The organism is Spiroplasma endosymbiont of Glossina fuscipes fuscipes, from assembly GCF_049669535.1.
Classification (GTDB): Bacteria; Bacillota_I; Bacilli_A; order Mycoplasmatales; family Mycoplasmataceae; genus Spiroplasma.
Map to the genome: position 1 here is coordinate 70,423 of NZ_CP187162.1, position 22,954 is coordinate 93,376.

Genomic DNA, 22,954 nt, shown 5'->3' on the forward strand with positions numbered 1-22,954 from the left:
ATTATTTATCTCCTTTATTTATTTTAAAATTAATACCTTTAATGCCAATTAAATTAATATCTTTATTACTATCTCATTGGTTTTTAATTTCATTTTTAACAATTTTTTCATCAATAATTAAATAATTTTTAATTAAATTAATAAGTTCTAATTTATCTGCATTTTGTAAAAAATCATCATTAATACCAATTAATTCAATATCTTTTACTAATAATTTTTCTTTAATTATATTAATACCAACTTTTTTTAATTGTTTTGGATCAAGTGATTTATCAATTTCTTCAATTTTTTCCATTACACGAACTTGTTCATCTTGAATTTGGTCTATGTCTAAACCCATATCAACAGTTAAATTATTTGCTTTTTCAATTAATTCTTGCTTTTTTAATTCTTGTTCTTTTAAAAACTCTTGTTGTTTTTGTTTGCGAGCTTGTGTCAAATTATTATTAATTTCAACTCTGTATCTTTCAATATAATTTCTATAATTAGTAATTATTTTGCCAATTCTATTATGTTCATCTAATAATTTTTGAATAGGTTCTAATCATTCTTTAAAAACAAAATTATTTTTAGTAATAGCACTTGGAATATCTTTTAAATGAACATCTTGATAACCATTTAATGCATAATGATTAATATGTCTAAAAATATACTCAGTTAATTCTTGTTTATTTTCTTCTTTAATTTTTTGAATATTATACGCTAAAAGACTTGCATTTTTAAAATCATCTCCTTTTAAAGGAAATTGAAATGTAATATTATTTACTATATTTTTAACTACATCATTCATTATTTATCATCTCCAATCAATTTTTTTAAATCATTAATTACAACTTTTAACATTTTTCGATGAGTTGGACAAAAAATATAATTTTCATTATAACTTAGATATAATCCATCTTTTGAATGTTTCTTAATTCAATCTTTACTAGCATATTTACTCATTTTTTAATCATCCTTTCTAAAATAAGTATTAATCTTCATTTACAATATAATTATTTTTGGGTTTATCAAAATATAAATGAGTAAGATTATCAATTTCTTCAGGTGTTAATTTTTTCTTTTCAACTTCAATTTCATAACGATCCATAATTGCTAAACCATAATCTTTATAACAATCTGGATAATTATCAAACATTTCATTTAATAAATCTTTTAAGTTCATATTATTCATCTCCTTTACAAATTTCACTTAGTCTTTTTCTTCTTTCACAATCTTTACAAATTTCATTTTCTTCTCAATATTTACGATTATTATCATAATCTTTAATTAACTGTTTAAATTCATCAATATTATATTTATCAAGATGTAATTCTTTAAAATTTAATGACCAATCTCCTTCAACAAAATAATGACCAACTTTAACATCATATTTAAAATCATCTTCATCTTCGTTAGCTTTATATTTATTTAAAAATTCATTAATACTAATATTATTTTTTTCCATATTATTCATCTCCTTTACCAAATAATTCATTGTATTTTTTAGGGTCCATAATTTTTAATTTTTCTATATTAGAATATAATTCTGAAGTATTTTCCTTTACTATAAGTTCTAATTTTTTAATCAATTCTTCACTATTTTTAAGAATATTTGCTTTTATAAATTCTCTTAATATATCTAATAAAGTATCTACTTGATATTCTTCTAATGTCATTTCATAATCTCTAATTTTAATTTTTTCTTTCATATTATTCAACTCCTTCTCATTGAATGCTTTCTAAATCAATAATTGTTGTTAATCATTCTTGTTTATTTTGAAACTCAGCAGTAATCTTTGCTTCTTCTAATGTATAAAAAAATGATGTTTGAAAAATATCTTCCTCATTAAAATGATCAAATCATCTCATTACTAATAAATATCTTTTATTCATAATTTATTCCTCCTAACAATTTTCAATCTTAATAAATTATTTAACTCGCTTGTATTTTTAAAATTAAAATATAATTCTGATAATGTTAATATGTCAATAGAATTATCTTTTCAATAACACTTATATTTTTTATCTTTACATTTATTTCAATTAACACTAATAAAAGTTAATCAAGCGTTTTTATAATTAATTTCTCAATTCATATATTTTTCCTCTTAATTCTTTCTGCCTAATGCTCAATGTTCATCAGTCATTTCTTCAAATGAAACTGGATAACTTTTAAGCATTAATTGATTTAATTTATTTTCTTGATTACATTTTGAGCAATAACCTCAATATCTTTGTTTAAGACAAATTTTATTTAACTTTTTCATATAAACCTCCTATAATCTTGGTAAATGTTGGTAAATCAACTACAATGTTCTACAATTTGTAGTTGTTTGTATAGTTGGTACGCCAGACATATATGTCTTCCTTCTTCCGTGCCCATTTGTGCTTTCGCTCTGGGATTTGACGCTCAGTTTTTGAAATTAAATTTACTTGCACCCATATGAAGGACCGAATGCTAAACGCAAATTTAATTGTTTAAGTCACTATCTCTTTTTTTATTGTCGTTTGATATTAGCCTTGGACTTATCACGACTATCGCTTAGTTATAAAAACCAGCGCCGATTTACATTTTTCCTCATACACTATTTCAGTACTTGCCTCGGCAGGCTGTGGAATAAAAACACTTAGTTATTAAAAATAACCGTCCCACACTGCATTAAGTTGTTTTATAAAATTTAAGTTTTAAAAACCCAGTTTCTCAATCAAAGATAATTTTTGAATTTTCTAATTTTTGATAAAATTGTTTTTGTGTTTTATCTTTTACTTTATTCAATAAATCTTTATGTTTTTCACAAGTTCATAAAACTTTATTTGATAAAAATTCTTCGGTAATGAATGATATTACTTTATAGCAATCATTAACATCACATATTTTTTGTTGTTTAATTATCATTACCTCCTTTTAGGAGTTGTTTTATTTCAAATAAAAAAACAACCCTAACAAGAGTTGTTTTTTTGGAGCTTCATCGTACATTATACAAATAAAGAAAACATTAAAGATGGAACAAGAAAGTTATTTGATGATTACCGTAAAAAAGATAAAAATAAAGAATCAAAAGCAGAAAAAATTAAGCAATTAGAAAAAGAACTAGCCGAGTTAAAAAAAGAGGAAGAAGATTAATTTTATAAAAAAAATAATATCATACCAAATTGCAATTTAAATTGCAATTTTTTTTATAATTTTTTTAGTAAATATGATATAATTTAAATATGGAGAAATGATGCAGGAGGGCTAAACATGTACATCAATCCATTCGAAAGAATGAAAAATTTAAAATTAAATACAGAAGAAACAAAACCAAATAATTCAAAGAACAATGAACAAAAAATGAATTTAACACAGGTTGTTAATGGGGATAAAGATATGGCAGTAAAGTTATTTAAAAATAGTGGTCATGAGGTTAAAAAAAATAAAAACGAAGAAGAATTAGGTAAGATTGATGGTATGGTATTATCAAATTATGAAATTGTTCGTGATTTAATAAAAACATTTAAAGAAAAAAATAATGAGATGCAGTTTTTCTTAACAATAATTGATAATCAACATCAAGATTCAATGCCCGAAATTGTTAGTTCATTTTTTTTCAATGCCACTGGTTAATATTGATTTGTTACGTATTGAGTTATATGCTTCACCATTCTTATTCTTGCTTAAAAGAATTATTAAAGGGTTACCAAAAGTTAGTTTAGAAGATAAAAAAGTTTTATGAGATCGTGTTAAATTGTTTGCAAGAACTTTAAAAAACAATGAATTATCAGAACAAACTAATGATTCAAATTCAGTGGTAATTATTAATGAATTAGAATTTGATGATCCACTAGAATATATTAAGAAAGAATTTGAAGAAATTTTACGAGCATATGAAATTAAAGATAATATTGTAATATTTTTTAATAACATTGATTTAGTTGGATATGCTAAGTTTAAAACGGTTTTTAGTTTAGTGCACGCAATTTTTAAAGGAATTATTCAATTCAAGTTTATTGTTGCATTGAATCCAGTCTTAATTGAAACTTATGTTAAACAAATTTATGGTAATAATTTAATAGACCAATTAATAAAACATGAAATTAGTGTTTTTAATAAATGCTATATTATTAGAGATGATGAAGGTAGTTCTGTAGAAAAAGTAACATCAAAAGTAGAAGAAGAGACGCAGCATTCAATGCAAAATTTTGCCCCAGTTGAAGAGGAAGAAGATGACGACACAATTGGGTTTGATTATTGAGCTATGCGTGGCGGAAAGTAAATTAGAGGAGGATAAGTTGATATGTTTACATTTTTAGTAACTTTAGGATGAGTCCTAATCATAATTGGCGCAATAGTTCAAATTTTTGCGGCAATATTAAATCTTTTGGTAATTCAACAAGTTGCGCTTCCAACAATTTTAAATTCAATAAACGATATTTTTCAAACATCAATTTTTAAACAAGAAGAAATTTTAAACCAGTTAACTGGGGATGCATGAGCATATACTATTATCGCATTATCAATCTTTGTTGCTTTAGCAACAATTACATTAGTAGCATTTCAAATTAACCGCGTTAAAAAAGGACAACGAATTGCAAAACCATATATTAAGATGATTTTTGTGGCATTAATTATTGCTTCATTAGTATATGGAAAAGTAGCTGTTTTAGTTCTTGCTGCATTCATCTTTATTGGTTTATTATTTATTGAATCATCATTATTTGATGTAGAAGCTTTACAAAATTTTGTTGAAGAACGAAACATGATTGTTATTTACCATCAGGATAAAAAACTTGAAAGAGAGGTAAATAAAGAGGGAAAGTATCATGGAAGCGCAACTATGGGAGTTGGCGCGACTACCGCAGGGATCGAAGATACCGGAAAAAATTTCAAAGACAATGATTACGTAAACGTGGATGATAATAAAAAATTATTTACGCAGAAATCAAATGCAATTTTTACATCAAATGAATTAAATAATTTATTTAATTCCGGTAAAAATGATGTTGATGAAAATGAATTAGCTAATTTAATTAGTGATATGACACACACAGTGTCTAGTACTTCTAATTCAGAATTGAATAAACCTAATGATTTAACAAAACCACCATTGCCAACAGATATTGTTAAGGATGTAACAATAGAAACAGCAAAGGCGGAAGAACTATCGGTTGCACCAACAGCAGATGTTGAACCTGAGGCAAGTACGTTAGAAAATAAAGATGTTAATGTCTTTAACAAAGAAACTAATATTAACGCTGATTATGCAGTTAATGCTGATGTTGAGTTTTTTGTTGATAAAACAACAACTTTAGAAGAAAATGATAACTTAAGTGATGAGGGGTCAAAAGAAGATTCAACGGCAGCTAAAGAAATTGATTTTGGTTTCTTAAACGATGAATTATTAAATCCGTTATCAGTATCTGATGCAAGAGTATTAACAAAAAAAGAGAAAAAACTTTACAATAAATGAAGTGAAATGTACCAACAAGCTCTTAATATCAAAAACTTGATAGAAGAAGAAGTTCAAAATAATAATGCGCCAACTAAATCAATTAAAAAGAAAACTAAAATTTATAATTTAATTGCGAAAGAAGCAAATGGGTTGGTAACAAAGTTAAAATTGGGGGTTGACCAGCATTTGGGAATAATGCATATTGCTGAAATCTTCGGGGATAATTCACAAGCAACAACTGATTTTCTTAACGAAAACGTTATTGCACCAACCGATGATCTTTTAGATAACATTTCTAATGAAACAATTGCTAGGGAAGAAGATAATAATGTTGTTGATAGTTCAATAAAAACAGATGATCTAGTGCTTGATGAATTCAATGATGGTAGTGATGCTACTACAATAGAAAATTCTAAAAATGATGCAGTTATTCTTGAAACAACTGTTGCAGTAGAAACAGCACAAGATAGTCCACAAGAAGATCTTACCTTTATTCCAAAAAAATATAATATTGATAAATTGGAAGGTAAATTATTATCGGATATTCAAACTTCAGATAATCAGACAAAGGAAGTTATTAATTATGTTGATGATAGCCATGGTTATACATTTGCTGAATTAGAAGGATTAGATGATTTTAATAATGAAGCAGATTCAATTGTAACTGCAAATAAATTTGATGATGATAAAGTTGTAACATTGAAAAATGATGAACATGTTGAAGAAATGTCAAAAGAAGCAGACGGAAATGTAAATGATTCAAGTTTACCCGAAGATCCAGAATCTCCTGTTGAGCCAGAAACGACCACAGCAACTACTGAAAAAATAGCAAGTTTTAGCGCAACAGTTACCGATAGTAAAATAGCATCTTTTTCAACAGAAGCAGCAACAGTAAATAATTTGGAACATATTAAAGATAAGTTAGTTATGAACAATGTCGATAATGAAGGTGAGTTATTAGATGATGTGGTTTTAAGTGGACCAATTAAATCATTACCATCAGAAATTAAACCAATTTTAGATGATGAAATATCATATAGTTTAGATGAATTAGATAATAAAATTTTGAATGGTGATTTTTCAAATCTTAATGATGAAGTAATTGAATATGAAACTGAGCAAGTAGCCGCACCAGTGGCCAAAACAACAATGAAACAAGAACTAGGACCAGAACAGGTGCCAGTACCATCTCAACCAGAAGGTGATAATAATCTTGAATGTCGATTTGAAAAACTGGAAGACTTAATTAAAAATTCAATTGATTTACAATCAGCACATACAAAAACACTAGGTGAAGTACAAGAATATTTAACTAGTTTAATTTTAAAAGTGGAAACATTGGAGACAAAAGCAGTTGATTTTGCAAAAAAAATTGCCGATGTTGAAACAAAAAAATATATTAATTATCATGGGGTAGTTCCAATTGATCAGTTTTATCCACAAATTGATAATCTTAACTTAGCTTCAACACGCTATAATTTATACAATAAAAAGGGATATTCAAATACATATGGCGCAGCTAGTGCTAGTGATGCCCCGTATGGTTTGGGAAGTTATTATCGTGCAAAGAATCCTTCATCAGGACAAGATGAAGTGATGCTAAATAATAACCAACGTGTCGATTATAATCATCTTAATTTACATAATATTTCAAAATATACAAAACAAGATATTCCTTTTGAGACCAATTGTCCATTTTGCAAAAAGAATAGTAAATAAAAAAATACCCTAGTTTTATCTAAGGTATTTTTTTATTAAGGTAATTTATTATAATTTTAAAATAAAATATTATACCATAAAAAATAGTAAATTTGACAATTTTATTTTTTTCTGTTATGCTTACCTTAATAGATAATCAGGATATCTGCATTAATGGAGGTGTTATGTATGAACTTTCCTTCATTAATAGCTTTACCAGTTAAATTACAAAATCATGTTGTTAATGTTTGTATTAATATGAATATTAACTAAATTAACCTAATAAAGAAAACTCAGTCGCTTTGAAAACCTGACTGAGAATCGTAGTTTATTTGGCTGGTAAAGTCATTTTTTTAACCACAAATTAACTATATATAAATTTTAATAATAATGCAATATTTTTTATTTTTTTGTTATAAATTATGTTATTTTTGGCAAATAGTTAAAATAATAATAAATTTATCAAAAAATAAATCCGAATTAAGTTGGATTTATTTTTTATTAGCAGAAAGTAAAATTATTTGCTTTTCTTTCTTTTAAAAATATGTTAAAAATAAATTAGCAATGATATATTACATTGTTGGGGCGTCAAAAATCATAAATATAATATAAAAGAAAATATTCAATTGCCAAAAGAAAATTAAAAATATAATAGGAGGAAATACACGATGAGAAAATTGCTCAGTTTTTTAACGGCAGCAGCGTTAGTAACTACTTCAGGTATTTCTCTTGTCGCTTGTGCAAAAAAATACACTTTTGATAGTGATATTTGGGTTATTACTGATGCTGGAACAATTACTGACGCATCATTTAATGAATCGGCATGAGATGGAGCAAGTAAATATGTTCTTTCACAAAAAGACCCGAAAGTTTCCGCTGCAGATTGGAAAAAAAGTAATTGACGGGCTAGTTACTTTGAACCAGCAAGTCAAACCCCTTCTGACTTTAGAGCCGCCTATGTAACAGCAAACATTGCTGGAGCTAAAACTATAATTTTACCAGGGTTTGCCCATGGTAATACAATTGGTTGGGCAGCAGAAGTAGCACAAAATATTATCTATATTGATGGAAGCAGTCAAAACATTCACTTGGGAATGGATGCAACAAGATCATTAGCGAAAAATATTATTGGAATAACTTATGAAGCTGAATCTTCTGGTTTCTTTGCTGGAATTGCAGCAGCCTTGTGATTGAATGCTAATCAAGAAAGATATCCTGATGGTTTAAAAATTGCAACTTATGGTGGAATGGATAACCCTGGTGCTGTTTCAAACTATATGTGAGGTTTTATTGTTGCAGCTGATATCTTTAATACAATTATTAATAATAGTAGTTTTCCGAAACTACATCAGATTAAAAATGATGTTTTAAAACAAGTTCAAAAAATGAATCCAAAGGTTAACACATTACAACCAATTGGCAAAGTTCAAAATGTTGTTAAGAGTAATGAATCGTGGTTTTCACAATCATTTGAGGTTGGACATGGAAAAGATATTTCTGACGAATTAATTTCTCGTAAAGCAAATATTATTTTCCCAGTTGCTGGACCCCAAACACAAGACACAATTGATCGCATTAAATATAATAAATCAATGGCAAAAGTTATTGGAGTTGATACTGAGCAATCAAAAATTTATGGGGAAGAAATTATTGTGACAAGTGCTTTAAAAGAAATTGCAACTTCAACTTCAGAAGCATTAAAAAATATTTATTCATCAACATGTGGTTATCAAGAAAATAATAAAACATGAGATAATAGTAAAGCAACTTCTGATTGTTGAATTAATACTGATCAATCATCAATTCAGCATCCAACTTGAACGGGAATTGAAAAAACAAAAGCAATTAATGCAGATACTGTTGCGTTCATTCATAATGAAATAGATGAACATGCAAAAGATACTGTTTTTGATAAAATCGTTGAAGTATTACAAGATGTTTATTCACGCGGAATTAGCGGGCAGCCACCAGTTGCTGCTGAAGCATTTTCACATACATTAACAAATACTTACCAAAGTAGTGATAAATTAAAAGATTATATTTTAAATGTAATTGAAGCAGCTTTATAGTTAAGAAAGGACATAATAATGGCAAATAATAATGAATATGCAATTGAAATGAAGTCAATTACAAAAGTTTTTGGTGATTTAATTGCAAATGATGATATTACCCTGAAAGTTAAAAAAGGTGAAATTCATGCTTTAATTGGTGAAAATGGTGCTGGGAAATCAACTTTAATGAGTATTTTATTTGGGTTATATGAACCAACTAAAGGTGAAATCCTTGTTAATGGTAAACCCGAATATATTAGTGATCCAATTAAAGCAAACAAATTAGGAATTGGAATGGTTCACCAACATTTTAAATTAATTGATATTTTTACTGTTTTAGACAATATTACGTTAGGGTATGAAAAAGTAGTTGGTAAAGTGTTTCTTGATCGGCAAAAAGAAACACGAGATATTGCACAAATTGCGATTAAATATAATTTACAAGTTGATTTTCGTTCGAAAATTGCCAATATTTCAGTTGGAATGCAACAACGAGTAGAAATTTTAAAAATCTTATATCGTGGTGCTGATATTTTAGTGTTTGATGAACCAACAGCAGTTTTAACACCGCAAGAAATTGAGGGGTTATTAAAAATTATGTTAGATTTAAAAAAGGATGGAAAAACAATTATTTTTATTTCGCATAAATTAGATGAAGTTAAAAAAATTGCTGATCGGGCAACTGTTATTCGGCGTGGAAAAGTTATTGAAACATTTGATGTTAAAGATAAAAATGAAAAAGAAATTGCAGAAGCAATGGTGGGGCGAAATTTGGTTGCCATTAAAAATGCTGGAAAAGCACCGCGAAAGGAAACCTTATTAAAAATTGAAAATTTATCAGTAAAGAAAAAAGGTTTAACCCGTCTAATGGCTTTGGATGATTTTAATTTGACAGTCCAAGCTGGTGAAATTGTTGCGATTGCTGGTGTTGAAGGAAATGGTCAAACTGAGTTAGTTAATGCTTTAGCAGGATTAGAAAAAGTAACATCAGGAAAAATAATTTTTAATGATATTAATGTTACAAAAAAAAGTATTTATGAACATTATCAAAATGGAATGTCACATATTCCTGAAGATCGTCATAAATATGGTTTGATTTTGGATTTTAATGTAATTGATAATGTTGTGTTACAAAATATTAATCAAAAACCATTTTCAAATTATGGGTTATTAGACAAAGCTGCAATTCAGTTATATGCCCAACAAATTGTTACAAAATATGATGTCCGAGGGGCGAATTCAGGTTTTGCTATGACAAGAGGGTTATCAGGTGGTAATCAGCAAAAATTAATTATTGGTCGTGAATTATCACGCCAACATAATATTTTAGTTGTTGTTCAACCAACGCGGGGATTAGATGTTGGGGCGATTGAATATATTCATAATAAAATTTTAGAAGAAAAGGCACAAGGTAAAGCAGTTCTCCTTGTTTCTTATGAATTAGAAGAAATTATCAGTTTAGCTGATCAGATTGTCGTTTTACATAATGGTCGGGTGACAGGAGAAGTTTTTGGAAACAAGGTTAAACGTGAAGAAATTGGGCTAATGATGGCTGGCACATATCAACAGAAAGGAAGTCAAATTAATGCAAAAACAAATTAAAAGTTATGGTTGATTGTTAAGACAAAAAACTAAAATTTTCTTTCGTTCAAATGAATTCAAAACAAAAATGAATTATTTTAAGGCATCTATTTGTGCCATTATTGCTGGAGCTATTCTTAGTTTTATTATTATTGGTATAAATGCTTCAAATCCATTGCTATTTTTTAGTTATGTTTTTCGTTTAGCTTTTCATTCTTTATTAAAAAATCAAACGTTAACATATTGAGCAATTTATATTGTTGCAGGGTTAGCTGTTGCGGTAGGGTTTAAAGCGGGATTATTTAATATTGGAGTTCCTGGACAAATGCTACTTGCTGGTAGTATGACGATTGTTTTAGGACTAAAAAACCCAGCTATTAGTCAAGGGGCTGGTATTGTTGGAGCGTTACTTATTTCAATTTTAGTTGGAGCAGCTTTAGCAGCGATTGCTGGAGTATTAAAAGCGTATTTTAATATTCATGAAGTAGTTTCAACAATTATGTTAAACTGAATTGTTTGATATGTAATGAAATGAATGTTTATGAATCCAGCTCACGGAATGTGAAATTCAAATCATAACTCAACAATTGACATTGTTACAGCAGCACCTAATTTTAATTTAATATTAAATGGTCAAACATGGATCATTCCGTTTATTATTGCAATATTATTGTTAGTAACAATTATTTTTATTATGAATTACACAGTATTAGGATTCCGCATTAAAGCGGTTGGAAAATCAAAAAATGCATCATTATATGCTGGAACAAATGTTCCTGCCTATATGATTGTTTCAATGGCCTTATCAGGTGGTCTGGCTGGGGTCTTGGGAATGTTATATTATATGACCCAATCAACAGTTTTACAGTTTACAACGGATGCTTTACCAGTGGTCGGGTTTGATGCGATTGCTGTTGCGTTAGTTGCTTTTACCAATGGAGTTGCAATTTTACCAATTGCCTTATTATGAGGAATTATTAAGACAGCAGCTTTACAAGCAACACAATTACCAGATTTTCAAATGTCAAAACAAATGGGACAGTTAATCTTTGGAATTATTATTTATATGACTGCGATTTCGGCATTGTTTATTTATTTTAAACCAATCTTTTGAATTCGTCGTTGGTGAAATATTCGGCATCATATTGATTGAAAACAGGAATATGATGAATATAAACAACAAATTAGAACATATGAAAAAGAGATTAAAGTGCTTAATAAAACCTATCGGGCTCAAATTCATAAATTAAAACAACAAGGGGATAAGGAACTAATTAAAAATTATCGAAATGAAATTAATGATCAGTTAACATTATATGTTGGGAAGCTTACAACTTTAAAAACAGAAATGCGTTTTTTAAAAAATTCAAAATATAAAGAAGCGGCAAAAATTGGTCAACGAGGAATTAAAACAAAATATGATTTAGCTGTTTTTATTGCTCTTGGCTCAGCAATGGATCATTTTGTGCAAGTAAAAAACGAGTACTTAGTAAAAAAACAAGAAGCTACTTTTTTAAAACGAAATTATGCTCAAGCAGTTAAAAAAAGCAAAGGACAAACAAGACAAGAACTTTCACAGCTTTATAGTTTGCCTAAAAAAGATTTATATGCTAAATTAGCGCAATTACAAACACAATATGGTGATTTAGTCTTAAGACAAGAAGAAGTTATTAAAAAATTACGAGAAAGTTATTATCCTGTCTTTGATGAAATTCAACAAAAATATTTAACTGATTTTAAAACATTGCAGAGTAAAGAAAAGGTTGTTATTAAACAATTAAATCAAGAAATCAAAAAACTAAAACAACAACAGCGGCAAGAAATGCATCAGTTTAAAATAACAAATCGTCAGGTGCGAAAAGAAATTAAGCAGGAATTAAAAACAATTGATGTTAAATTAAGAAATGATCCTGGCGTTCAAAAAGAAGTGATGGTGTTAAAACAAAACTTAACAACACAATTAGCAACAATGAAACAACAATTTAATGCTGAAAATAAAGTTGCTAAAGAAAAACATCGTCTAAATTTACCACAATGAAGAAATGAATTAAATCAAAAGTTAAATACAATTATTACGGCTGTTGGTGAAGATAATAAAATTTTAAAAATAGAGTATCTTCGTCAAAAGACGGCATATCATAAATTAATGCAAGAAGGAGGAAAAAACTAATGGAAGCAGTTTCACAATTATTTGCCAATGGTTCAGTCCTTTTTGCTGTACTATTAATTGCTGCAATGGCTGGATTATATTCAGAACGAGCCGGTGTTGTGAATATTGCGATTGATGGAATGATGATTATCGGGGCTTTAGTTTATGCTCTATTAGGAAAATTTCTTTCGCAATATGGCAATGGTATGCAAATTATTGCTTTACTAATTGCAACGATCGCTGGCGGAGCATTTGCCTTATTACATGGTTTTGCTTCAATTACTTTAAAAGCACAACAAGTAATTTCGGGGACAGCCTTAAACTTATTAGCAACTGGATTAGGATTATTCTTTGTCAGTATTCCAGCTTTAGCTGCCGGAAATATGATTCAAACTGGTTTTAGTACAATTGGGATTGATCGAGCGCAAATTATTAATATTTTCTTAATTATTGCAATTATTCTAGCCATTTTTACCTTTGTCTTCTTTAAATTTACTAAAACAGGAATTCGTTATGCTGGGTGTGGAGAAAACCCAAATGCAATTGTTGCTGCTGGAATCAATGTGATTAAAACAAGATATAAAGCAGTTATTATTTCAGGATGTTTAGCTGGTTTGGCAGGAGCAATGTTTACCCATTATGTTTCAGGTCAATTTCGTGGCGATGTGCAAGGACAAGGTTATATTGCCTTAGCAATTATGATTTTCGGTCAGTGAAGAATTCAATACATCACTTTGGGGGCCGTTTTATTTAGTTTCCTAATTGCGTTAGCAGGAACATTATGACGATTTACTGGTTGAAATATTGCTGACCCATCAAACCAATTGCTAAAAATCTTACCATTTGTTTTAGCATTGGTAACAATGGTCGCGTTCTCCAAATACTCTAAAATTCCAAAAGCATCAGGAATTCCTTTTGACAAGTCCCTTCGTTAAAAAACAACCATTGGTTGTTTTTTTATTAATTATTGTTCATTTCCTTGCTTTTTTATAATATAGAAAAGGTATTTTTTTGGAGGAAATAAAGTATGAGAAAACTATTAACTATTTTAACCATTTCGGTTATAACAACTAGTGGAACAGTCAATATGGTTGGTTGTTATAAGAAAAATGTTGTTAATGATTATGACAATTTGAATTTGCAAAATGATATGATAAGTTTAACTAAAATTGCTAGTAAAGTTAGTTCTGTTATTACTGATTATGATAACAATGGTAATGTAAAGGATTCAAATGCCTTTCCAGAATTAACAGCGTTTTATGATTTAGTTAACAAAGATCAGTCGACCGTTGATCCACCTGGTTTAACAGCAGAGAACTTTGTGACAGCATATAAGAAAAGTCTGCCAATTTTTAATGTTGATCACAACAATATGATGTTAGCAAAATTAAATGTTAATTTAAATTATATTTCATTATATGGCTTACCATTAGTGGGGGCTTTAAAAATTAATAATCAAACTTTTGAAAGTAATATTTTAATTAGTCGGCAAGGGTTAGAAAACAAATTAATTAATTTTGGAAAAATTATTGTAGCATTTCATCAATATTATAATATTGAGTTGAAAAAACGAGTTCTTGGAAGCAATGATGCTAATAATTTTAAAAATAGTAGTGTCTTCCATGTTGGAGGTATCTTTACAGAATTTAAAAATAATATTAGCAGTGCAAATGAAATCTTTAAAAAACTTCTGACTAATTTTAAACGTAGTCAGATGGCAAAAGAATTACCTGACCTTGGGTTATTTAATATGTATAACCTAGTTAAGGACAAACCATTGTGGATTGGGGGGCAAAATGATTATGAATCAATTCAAGACAAAATAGTTTTCAATTTTAAAAACGGGTCATTTTGTTTAGCATTTGCTTTTGGGCAAGATCGGATAAATTCAATTTTTTATACGGCATATGGTTCAAATGCGGGGGATATTAAGGTACAACACGGGTGATGAGCATGAATTTTAATTAATAAATAATTAAGTTGTTAAACTTAATTATTTATTAGTAAAATTAAGGAGGCCTTAAAGGAGGTAAAACAGATGGCAAATTTTAATCCAAAATGTTTTAAATGTGTTGCAGAACAAGAAAAACAAGGTGTCGCTGGCGGCACAGCAGGAGTTTTATTTGGAAAGATGAAACAAGCAATGGTTGGTTCAGTTGATGATGAGATTTTTGCCTGTGATCGTCATAAGTAATAAGACTTGTGATAATTAAAAAAAGCACAATGTGCTTTTTTTAATTATCACAACAAGAAGGAATAAAAAACTTATAAAAAAATAATGAAATAACAAAAATGATTGACTTTTCTTTTAAACCAATATAAAATTTATAAGCGTATATTGTGAAAAGTGAGGTTAATAATTAATGGCATTAAAAGAAAAAGAATTTGGGCATTACGCTAAAAGAATTGATTATACGAAAGTAAGTGGGAATTTAGATTTACCAAACTTAATTGAAATTCAAACCGAAACATATGATTGATTTAAGAAAATCGGTATCAGCGAAGTGTTCAGTGAGGTATTTCCAATTGTGGGACATGAGGGAAATATTGTTTTAGAGATGTTAAATTGAGAATTTAGAGAACCACGACGAACTATTTCTCAAGCAAAAGATGAATCAAAAATTTTTGAAGCACCAATTTATTCCAATTTAAAATTAACAATTAATTCAAAAGATTTAGAAGTAGAAAAATTAATTGTTAAAGGGAAACCAGAATTAATTAAATCATGAATTGAAGAACGTGTTGGGCACATGATCACAATTTTAAAAAAATCAACAGATGTTATTTATTATGATATTCACTCTGGCGATGAAACAGCAACATGTACGGTAACAATTAAGGAAAGACTAGAAGATAAGTTATTAGTGGATATTACAATTGAAAAAGAAGGAGAGGTCTTTTTTGGCGACTTTCCATTAATGACCGGAAAAGGAACTTTTATTGTTAATGGTTCAGAAAAAGTTGTTGTTTCACAATTAGTTCGTTCACCAGGAGCATATTATAAAATTGATTTAAACCGTAAAAATGGAGAAAACGTTTATTATGTTGATTTAATTCCATCGCGAGGAACATGGTTAGAGTTTGAATCAGATTATAAAAAACTTAAAGTTGGGAAAGAAGAACGCTTTGATAATGTTTTTTATGTAAAAATTGATAAATCACGAAAAGTTTCGGTTGCTAATTTCTTAACAGCATTAGGAATTATTAAAGAAGATGCGTTAGATATCTTTGGGGATAATAAACTAGTAAAAAGTACTTATGAATTAGACCTATATACTGGTGATATTGCATATGATCAAAGTGTTGCTGTTCAAGAAATTTATAAAAAAATTCGTTCGGGAGAGACAGCAACCCCTGATGGAGCAACAAAATATTTATATGGATTATTATTTGATAAACGTAAATATGATTTAACAAAAGCGGGACGCTTTAAATTAGTTCAAAAATTATCAGTTGAAAACCGAATTTATAATAAAGTTTTAGCTGAAGATATTAAAGATGTTAATGGTAAAGTTGTTTTTAAAGAAGGAACTTTAATGGATAAAGAGGCCATTAATAAATTAAAAGGAATTTTAAAAGCAGGAGCTTGTTTAGAAGAAGTTAAATTTAGTGATGAAATTCTTTGTTCAAATAAAATCCAAAAAATTAAAGTTTATGTTGATAATGAGGTTCGCACTCGCGTAGCGAATATTATTGGAATCGATCCAAATGCAACAGATGAATATGTTACTGTACCAGACATTTTGGCAACATTTTCATACTTATTAAATTTAACAGATGGAGTTGGTGAAGTTGATGATATTGATCATTTAGGAAACCGTCGTGTTCGAACAATCGGGGAATTGTTACAAAATCAATTTCGTATTGGTTTATTAAGAATTGAAAAAAATGTTAAAGAAAAAATGTCAACATCAAACTTATTTAAAATGAAACCATCAAATATTATTAATAATAAACCGTTGTCTGCTATTATTGGAGAATTTTTCAATTTGTCACAGTTATCACAATTTATGGATCAGACAAATCCATTAGCAGAGTTGACAAATAAACGTCGTTTAACAGCTTTAGGACCAGGGGGGTTATCAAGAGAACGTGCTGGATTAGAAGTACGGGATGTCCATTATTCACATTATGGTCGAATTTGTCCAATTGAAACACCAGAAGGACCGAATATTGGGTTAATTAATAATTTAGCAACATATGCTAAGATTAATGCCTTTGGGTTTATTGAAACACCATACCGTCGTGTGATTGATTGTAAGGTTACTGCTGAAAATGATTATTTAACAGCAGATCAAGAAAAAAATTATGTTGTTGCGCAAGCAAATATTCGTTTAAGCGATAAAGGAGAAATTCTAGACGAGCAAGTAGTTGCACGGTTCCAGGGAGAAAATATTATTGCAACACGTAATGATGTTGACTATGTTGATGTTTCGCCAAAGCAAATTGTTTCAATTGCGACAAGTTGTATTCCTTTTTTAGAAAATGATGATGCAAACCGTGCGTTAATGGGAGCCAATATGCAACGTCAAGCAATTCCTTTAATTTCGCCAAATTCACCATATGTTGGAACAGGGGTTGAATATGCGGCGGCACGTGATTCAGGATTAGCAATTGTGTCACAATATGATGGTAGTGTTGATTATGTTGATGCAACAAGAATTGTCTTAAAAACAAAAGAAGGTCTAAAGAACTATAATTTAGATACTTTTGTGCGTAGTAATCAAGGAACTTCATTAACACATGTTCCATTAGTAAAACATGGGCAAAAAGTTGAAAAAGGCCAAGTTTTAGCTGATGGACCATCAATTGATAAGGGTGAGTTAGCGTTAGGGCAAAATGTTGTTGTTGCCTTCACGACTTGAAATGGTTATAACTATGAGGATGCTATTATTGTTTCTGAACGTTTAGTATCAGAAGATGTTTTTACATCGATTCATATTGAAGAATATACAATTGAACGTCGTCAAACAAAACAAGGGTCAGAAGAAATTACCCGTGAAATTCCAAATATTTCAGAAAATGCTCGTAAATTCTTAGATGATGATGGTTTAGTTATTATTGGAACAGAGGTTAAACCAGGTGACATTTTAGTTGGAAAAGTAACCCCAAAAGGTCAAACACAATTATCACCAGAAGATAAATTGTTACAAGCAATTTTTGGTGAAAAATCAAAAAATGTTAAAGATAATTCATTACGAGTACCAAATGGTGGAGAAGGAATTATTCAAGCAATTAAATGCTTTCCGCGTGAAAAATATGAACTATCTGCTGATGTTTTAGAAGTAATTAAAATTTATATTGTTCAAAAACGAAAAATCCAAGAGGGAGACAAAATGGCCGGACGTCATGGAAACAAAGGGGTTATTTCGAAAATTTTACCATTAGAAGATATGCCACACATGGAAGACGGAACACCAATTGATATTATGTTAAATCCATTAGGAGTACCATCACGGATGAATATTGGTCAGGTGTTAGAAATTCACTTAGGAATGGTTGCCAAAAAATTAGGACAAAAAGTTTCTACTCCTGTTTTTGATGGAATGACAAATGAAGAATTAATTGAAATTATGGAAAAAGCTAATATGAAAAACTTTGGGAAAGAAGTTTTAATTGATGGTCGTAGTGGTGAAAAATTTGATAATCCAGTTTCGGTTGGAGTAATGTATATGTTGAAATTATCACATATGGTTGATGATAAATTACATGCCCGAAATGTTGGGCCATACTCATTAATTACCCAACAACCATTAGGAGGAAAAGCCCAAAATGGGGGACAACGTTTTGGAGAAATGGAAGTATGAGCGTTAGAAGCTTATGGAGCGGCACATACATTACGAGAAATTTTAACAATTAAATCAGATGATATTAAAGGAAGAACTCGTGCTTATGAATCAATTGTAAAAGATAAAAAAATTCCTGAACCAGGTATTCCAGAATCATTTAATGTTCTAACTCGTGAAATTCAAGGGTTAGGATTTAATATTCATATGATTGATGAAGAAGGAAACATTAAAAATATTAAAAGTTATGATGAATCAGATTATGTTGATGAAGACTTATTAACAGATAGTGATGAATTTGAAGATGAATTTGATATTGACAATTTTATTTTAAATACAAATCGTGAACCACAACAAGATGACATTTTAGATGGCTTTGCTAAAATCGAAGATGAGTTTGATTTGCAAGATAATTTAGAAGAAGATTCTTATGGTAACGGTGAGATTGAAAGTGAAGTTGATTATGTTGATGATCAAGAAGAATTAAATTAAGGGGGAAAGAAAAAAATGATTGAAAATAATGAAAAAAATAATCGTATGATTAAGATCGGTTTAGCGAACCCCGAAGATATTCGCAGTTGATCATATGGAGAAGTAAAAAAACCAGAAACAATTAATTATAAAACTTTAAAACCAGAACGAGATGGTTTATTTGATGAAAAAATTTTTGGGCCAACTAAAAATTTTGAATGTGCTTGTGGAAAGTATAAAAAATCAAAAAATAAAGGAAAAATTTGTGAACGTTGTGGGGTTGAAATCACTGAAGCAATTGTTCGCCGTGAACGAATGGGACACATTGAATTAGAAGAACCAGTTAGTCATATTTGAATGTTAAAAGCAGCGCCAAGTCGAATTGCGTTAATTTTAGATATGAAAACAAAAGAACTAGAAGAAGTTGTTTATTTTGTGTCGTATATTGTTTTAGATTCTGGTGATGCTAAATCATTAAAACAAAAAATGGTTTTAGATTTAGGAAATGCTAAAACTTCGGCGGCAACTCGTCAACGTTTAACAAAAACCTTACGAGAAATTTTAGATACATTAGAACAAGGCACTATTGCTTATGAAGCTGGTGAAACAATGATTGAAGATTTAAAAAATACTTCATTACCTTTTTCAATGGATGAATGTGCCCAGTTTATTAATCGTCATACTAATGCTCGTTTTGGAATTGGAGCTGAAGCAGTTGAAATATTATTAAAAAATTTAAATATTGATGATGAGATTGAAAAAATTAAACAAGATTTAAAGGATAAAAAAACGCAATTAGATCAAAATAAATTAATGAAACGTTTAGAAGTGTTAGACTCATTAAAAAAATCAGGTTCACGCCCAGAATGAATGATTTTACGAGCAGTTCCAGTTATTCCACCAGATATTCGTCCAATTATTCAATTAGATGGTGGTCGTTTTACTACTTCAGAAATTAATGATTTATATCGTCGTATTATTATTCGAAATGAACGATTAAAAAAAGTTAAAGTAATGGGGGCTCCAAGTGTTATTGTTAATAATGAAAAAAGGATGTTACAAGAAGCTGTTGATGCATTATTAGATAATGAACGAAAAGCACGTCCAGTAACCGGAAAAGACAAACGACCATTAAAATCATTAACAAGTATTTTAAAAGGAAAACAAGGTCGTTTCCGTCAAAACTTATTAGGAAAAAGAGTTGATTATTCAGGGCGTTCAGTTATTGCGATTGGTCCCGATTTAAAAATGTATCAATGTGGGTTACCTCGTGATATGGCAATTACATTGTTTAAGCCATTTGTTATTAGTAAATTAGTGAAATATGGTTTAGCAGCAAATATTAAAATTGCGGAAAAATTAATTTTAAACCAAGATGACAAAGTATGAGAAGTTTTAGAAGAAGTAATTAAATCACGACCAGTGTTATTAAACCGTGCCCCAACATTGCACCGTTTAGGAATTCAGGCTTTTGAACCAAAATTAGTTAAAGGAAAAGCAATCCGTTTGCACCCCTTAGTAACAACAGCTTTTAATGCTGACTTTGATGGTGACCAAATGGCGGTTCATGTGCCAATTACAGATGAAGCAGTTGCTGAAGCACGTAGTTTAATGTTAGGAAGTCGTAATATTTTAGGACCAAAAGATGGGAAACCAATTGTAACGCCAACCCAAGATATGGTGTTAGGAAATTATTACTTAACATACGAGGAAAAAGGACAGTTGGGGGAAGGAACAATTTTTAAAGATTTAAACGAAGCAGTTATTGCTTATGAAACTGGAGCTGTAGCTTTACATGCCTTAGTTGCAATTCCTGCTAGTGGTTTTGTTAATAAAAAATTTAAATCTGAGGAAATGAATGATTACATCATTACAACACCAGGAAAAATTATTTTTAACCAAATTTTTAAAGAAGAGTTCCCATATTTAAATGAACCAAATGTTGAAAACTTATCAGCATTACCAGCCCGTTCATTGATTAAAGATAATGTTAATTTAATTGAATATTTAGAAAAATGGGAAGTAAATCCACCATTTAAGAAAAAAGATTTATCAAATATTATTGATCGTTATTTTAAAATTTATGGTGCTAACAAAACTGCTGAAATGTTAGATAATATGAAAAATCTAGGGTTTAAATACTCAGGAAAATCAGGAGTAACTGTTTCAGCGGGCGATGTTAAGGTTTATGATAAAAAACAAGAAGAGTTTAAAGAAGCAGATAATAAGGTTAAAGAAATTAATGAATACTTTAAAATGGGAATGTTAACAAGTCGTGAAAAACAACACCGAATTATTAATGTGTGATCAAAAGTAAAAGATAATATTCAAACAGAATTAGAGCATGTTTTACGAGAAGACCCTAAGAATCCAATCTTTATGATGGCTGATTCAGGGGCACGGGGGAATGTTTCAAACTTTACACAGTTAGTTGGAATGCGGGGCTTAATGAATAATCCTAAAGGAGATATTATTGAATTACCAATTAAGTCTTCGTTCCGAGAAGGATTAACCGTATCAGAGTTCTTTATTTCAACCCATGGGGCGCGAAAAGGAATGGCTGATGTGGCGTTGAAAACCGCCGATTCAGGTTATTTAACAAGACGTTTAGTTGATATTTCACAAGAAATTATTATTACAATAAAAGATTGTAATGCTCGTCGTGGTTTTGTTGTTTCTGATATTATTGAACAAAAGCACTCAAATATTATTGTGCCATTATTTGATCGCCTAGTCGGGCGTTATAATTTAAAAGACATTAAATTAAAAAATGGTAAAGTAATTCCAGCTAATACATTGTTATCAGAAGAAGATAGTGCAGCGATTGTTGCTAGTGATATTAAAGAAGTAATTATTCGTTCTGTTTTAACTTGTGAAGCTGAAAAAGGAATTTGCCAACGTTGTTATGGGAAAAACCTTGCAACAGGAATGGAAGTTGAAATTGGTGAAGCAGTTGGAACAATTGCCGCACAATCAATTGGAGAACCGGGGACACAGTTAACAATGCGTACTTTCCATACTGGAGGGGTTGCCGGGGGAGCTGATATTACTCAAGGGTTACCACGGATTAAAGAATTATTAGATGTTACAACACCAAAAGGATCAATTGCTGTTATTTCAGAAATTGATGGTGTTATTAGTGACATTCGTGATGAAAGTGGAATCCATACCATTTATGTTGCGTCAGATAGTGATGAACGAAAATATAAAACACAATATAATGCTGTTTTAAGAGTTAAAATTGGTGATAAAGTTGTTCGTGGTCAAAAATTAACGGAAGGTTCAATTAACATTAAAGAATTATTAGAAGTTGCTAAAATTGAAGATGTTCACAATTATATTTTAAAAGAAGTGCAACGTGTTTATCGTTTACAAGGAATTGAAATTTCAGACAAATATATTGAAATTATTGTTAAACAAATGTTGAATAAAGTTAAAATTATTGATGCGGGAGATACTGAATTATTACCAGGTGAAATTGTGACAATTAAACGTTATCGTAATGAAACAATTAAAGCTGTCCGCTCAATGAAAAAACCACCAACAGCTAAACATGTTATTTTTGGAATTAAAAAAGCACCATTAGAATCAGAGTCATTCTTATCGTCAGCTTCATTCCAGGATACAACGCGGGTATTAGTTAAAGCGATTATCAAAGGAAAAGTTGATCGTTTAGAAGGCTTAAAAGAAAATATTATGTTAGGACATTTAATTCCAGCTGGAACAGGATTAAAAAATCCCAAAGATATTATTACCGCCGGAATTGCTGCTAAAGCTGAAGAATATTAGAGAAAAGACCGTATGGT

General features: G+C 29.5%; 21 protein-coding genes. 12 read left to right on the top strand and 9 right to left on the bottom strand.

The features are described 5' to 3' along the window. Nucleotide 1: 1 nt before the first annotated feature. From ACOBWH_RS00415 to ACOBWH_RS00455, 9 genes are all read right to left on the bottom strand, one after another. The gene (locus ACOBWH_RS00415) at nt 2-790 is read right to left on the bottom strand and encodes a hypothetical protein (protein WP_424526599.1); all 789 of its coding nucleotides are present in this window, start codon (nt 788-790) and stop codon (nt 2-4) included. Continuing rightward, complete coding sequence (locus ACOBWH_RS00420; protein WP_424525579.1) at nt 790-945, bottom strand: hypothetical protein; 156 nt, start codon at nt 943-945, stop codon at nt 790-792. Before ACOBWH_RS00420 ends, ACOBWH_RS00415 begins: the two co-directional genes overlap by 1 nt. A 28-nt stretch (nt 946-973) precedes the next feature. Then, a complete protein-coding gene (locus tag ACOBWH_RS00425) occupies nt 974-1,165 on the bottom strand; it encodes a hypothetical protein (protein WP_424525577.1) in 192 nt (63 codons plus the stop codon). Between the two features lies 1 nt (nt 1,166). Further along, nucleotides 1,167-1,448 (bottom strand): hypothetical protein, encoded by a 282-nt coding sequence (locus ACOBWH_RS00430; RefSeq protein ID WP_424525738.1) that lies wholly within the window; start codon nt 1,446-1,448, stop codon nt 1,167-1,169. A gap of 1 nt (nt 1,449) precedes the next feature. Continuing rightward, nucleotides 1,450-1,692, bottom strand: a complete 243-nt coding sequence (locus ACOBWH_RS00435; protein WP_424525683.1) for a hypothetical protein — start codon at nt 1,690-1,692, stop codon at nt 1,450-1,452. A 1-nt stretch (nt 1,693) separates the two neighbouring features. Continuing rightward, complete coding sequence (locus ACOBWH_RS00440) at nt 1,694-1,876, bottom strand: hypothetical protein (RefSeq protein ID WP_424525740.1); 183 nt, start codon at nt 1,874-1,876, stop codon at nt 1,694-1,696. Continuing rightward, nucleotides 1,855-2,079 carry a hypothetical protein gene (locus tag ACOBWH_RS00445; protein ID WP_424525686.1) on the bottom strand — a complete coding sequence of 75 codons (225 nt, stop codon included), beginning with the start codon at nt 2,077-2,079 and terminating at the stop codon, nt 1,855-1,857. Before ACOBWH_RS00445 ends, ACOBWH_RS00440 begins: the two co-directional genes overlap by 22 nt. Nucleotides 2,080-2,091: 12 nt before the next feature. After that, entirely contained in the window at nt 2,092-2,250 is a 159-nt protein-coding gene (locus ACOBWH_RS00450; protein ID WP_424525688.1) for a hypothetical protein, read from the bottom strand. A gap of 392 nt (nt 2,251-2,642) precedes the next feature. Next, nucleotides 2,643-2,879, bottom strand: coding sequence for a hypothetical protein (locus tag ACOBWH_RS00455; RefSeq protein WP_424525690.1), 237 nt, complete (start codon nt 2,877-2,879; stop codon nt 2,643-2,645). Nucleotides 2,880-2,933: 54 nt separating this feature from the next. Between ACOBWH_RS00455 and ACOBWH_RS00460 the strand changes: the two genes are divergently transcribed. The 12 genes from ACOBWH_RS00460 (at nt 2,934) to rpoC (ending at nt 22,937) form a co-directional block, all read left to right on the top strand. Then, nucleotides 2,934-3,107: a hypothetical protein gene (locus ACOBWH_RS00460; RefSeq protein WP_424526600.1), complete on the top strand. Its 174-nt coding sequence runs from the start codon at nt 2,934-2,936 to the stop codon at nt 3,105-3,107. Between the two features lie 117 nt (nt 3,108-3,224). Continuing rightward, entirely contained in the window at nt 3,225-3,587 is a 363-nt protein-coding gene (locus ACOBWH_RS00465; RefSeq protein WP_424526601.1) for a hypothetical protein, read from the top strand. Then, on the top strand, nt 3,574-4,236 hold the full coding sequence (locus ACOBWH_RS00470) for a hypothetical protein (protein WP_424526602.1): 663 nt from the start codon (nt 3,574-3,576) through the stop codon (nt 4,234-4,236). The genes ACOBWH_RS00465 and ACOBWH_RS00470 overlap by 14 nt, the downstream gene beginning before the upstream one ends. Before the next feature lie 21 nt (nt 4,237-4,257). Continuing rightward, entirely contained in the window at nt 4,258-7,131 is a 2,874-nt protein-coding gene (locus ACOBWH_RS00475; RefSeq protein ID WP_424526603.1) for a hypothetical protein, read from the top strand. A 647-nt stretch (nt 7,132-7,778) separates the two neighbouring features. After that, nucleotides 7,779-9,179: a BMP family ABC transporter substrate-binding protein gene (locus ACOBWH_RS00480; protein ID WP_424526604.1), complete on the top strand. Its 1,401-nt coding sequence runs from the start codon at nt 7,779-7,781 to the stop codon at nt 9,177-9,179. Between the two features lie 18 nt (nt 9,180-9,197). Further along, nucleotides 9,198-10,763: an ABC transporter ATP-binding protein gene (locus ACOBWH_RS00485; RefSeq protein WP_424526605.1), complete on the top strand. Its 1,566-nt coding sequence runs from the start codon at nt 9,198-9,200 to the stop codon at nt 10,761-10,763. Next, on the top strand, nt 10,747-12,912 hold the full coding sequence (locus tag ACOBWH_RS00490) for an ABC transporter permease subunit (RefSeq protein ID WP_424526606.1): 2,166 nt from the start codon (nt 10,747-10,749) through the stop codon (nt 12,910-12,912). The genes ACOBWH_RS00485 and ACOBWH_RS00490 overlap by 17 nt, the downstream gene beginning before the upstream one ends. Next, nucleotides 12,912-13,826, top strand: coding sequence for an ABC transporter permease (locus tag ACOBWH_RS00495; protein ID WP_424526607.1), 915 nt, complete (start codon nt 12,912-12,914; stop codon nt 13,824-13,826). Before ACOBWH_RS00490 ends, ACOBWH_RS00495 begins: the two co-directional genes overlap by 1 nt. Nucleotides 13,827-13,918: 92 nt before the next feature. Further along, a complete protein-coding gene (locus ACOBWH_RS00500; protein WP_424526608.1) occupies nt 13,919-14,866 on the top strand; it encodes a hypothetical protein in 948 nt (315 codons plus the stop codon). Nucleotides 14,867-14,929: 63 nt separating this feature from the next. Continuing rightward, nucleotides 14,930-15,085, top strand: a complete 156-nt coding sequence (locus ACOBWH_RS00505) for a hypothetical protein (protein WP_424526609.1) — start codon at nt 14,930-14,932, stop codon at nt 15,083-15,085. Between the two features lie 169 nt (nt 15,086-15,254). Further along, nucleotides 15,255-19,169 (top strand): DNA-directed RNA polymerase subunit beta, encoded by a 3,915-nt coding sequence (locus tag ACOBWH_RS00510; protein ID WP_424526610.1) that lies wholly within the window; start codon nt 15,255-15,257, stop codon nt 19,167-19,169. A 15-nt stretch (nt 19,170-19,184) separates the two neighbouring features. Beyond that, nucleotides 19,185-22,937 (top strand): DNA-directed RNA polymerase subunit beta', encoded by a 3,753-nt coding sequence (gene rpoC, locus ACOBWH_RS00515; RefSeq protein ID WP_424526611.1) that lies wholly within the window; start codon nt 19,185-19,187, stop codon nt 22,935-22,937. Nucleotides 22,938-22,954 lie beyond the last annotated feature (17 nt).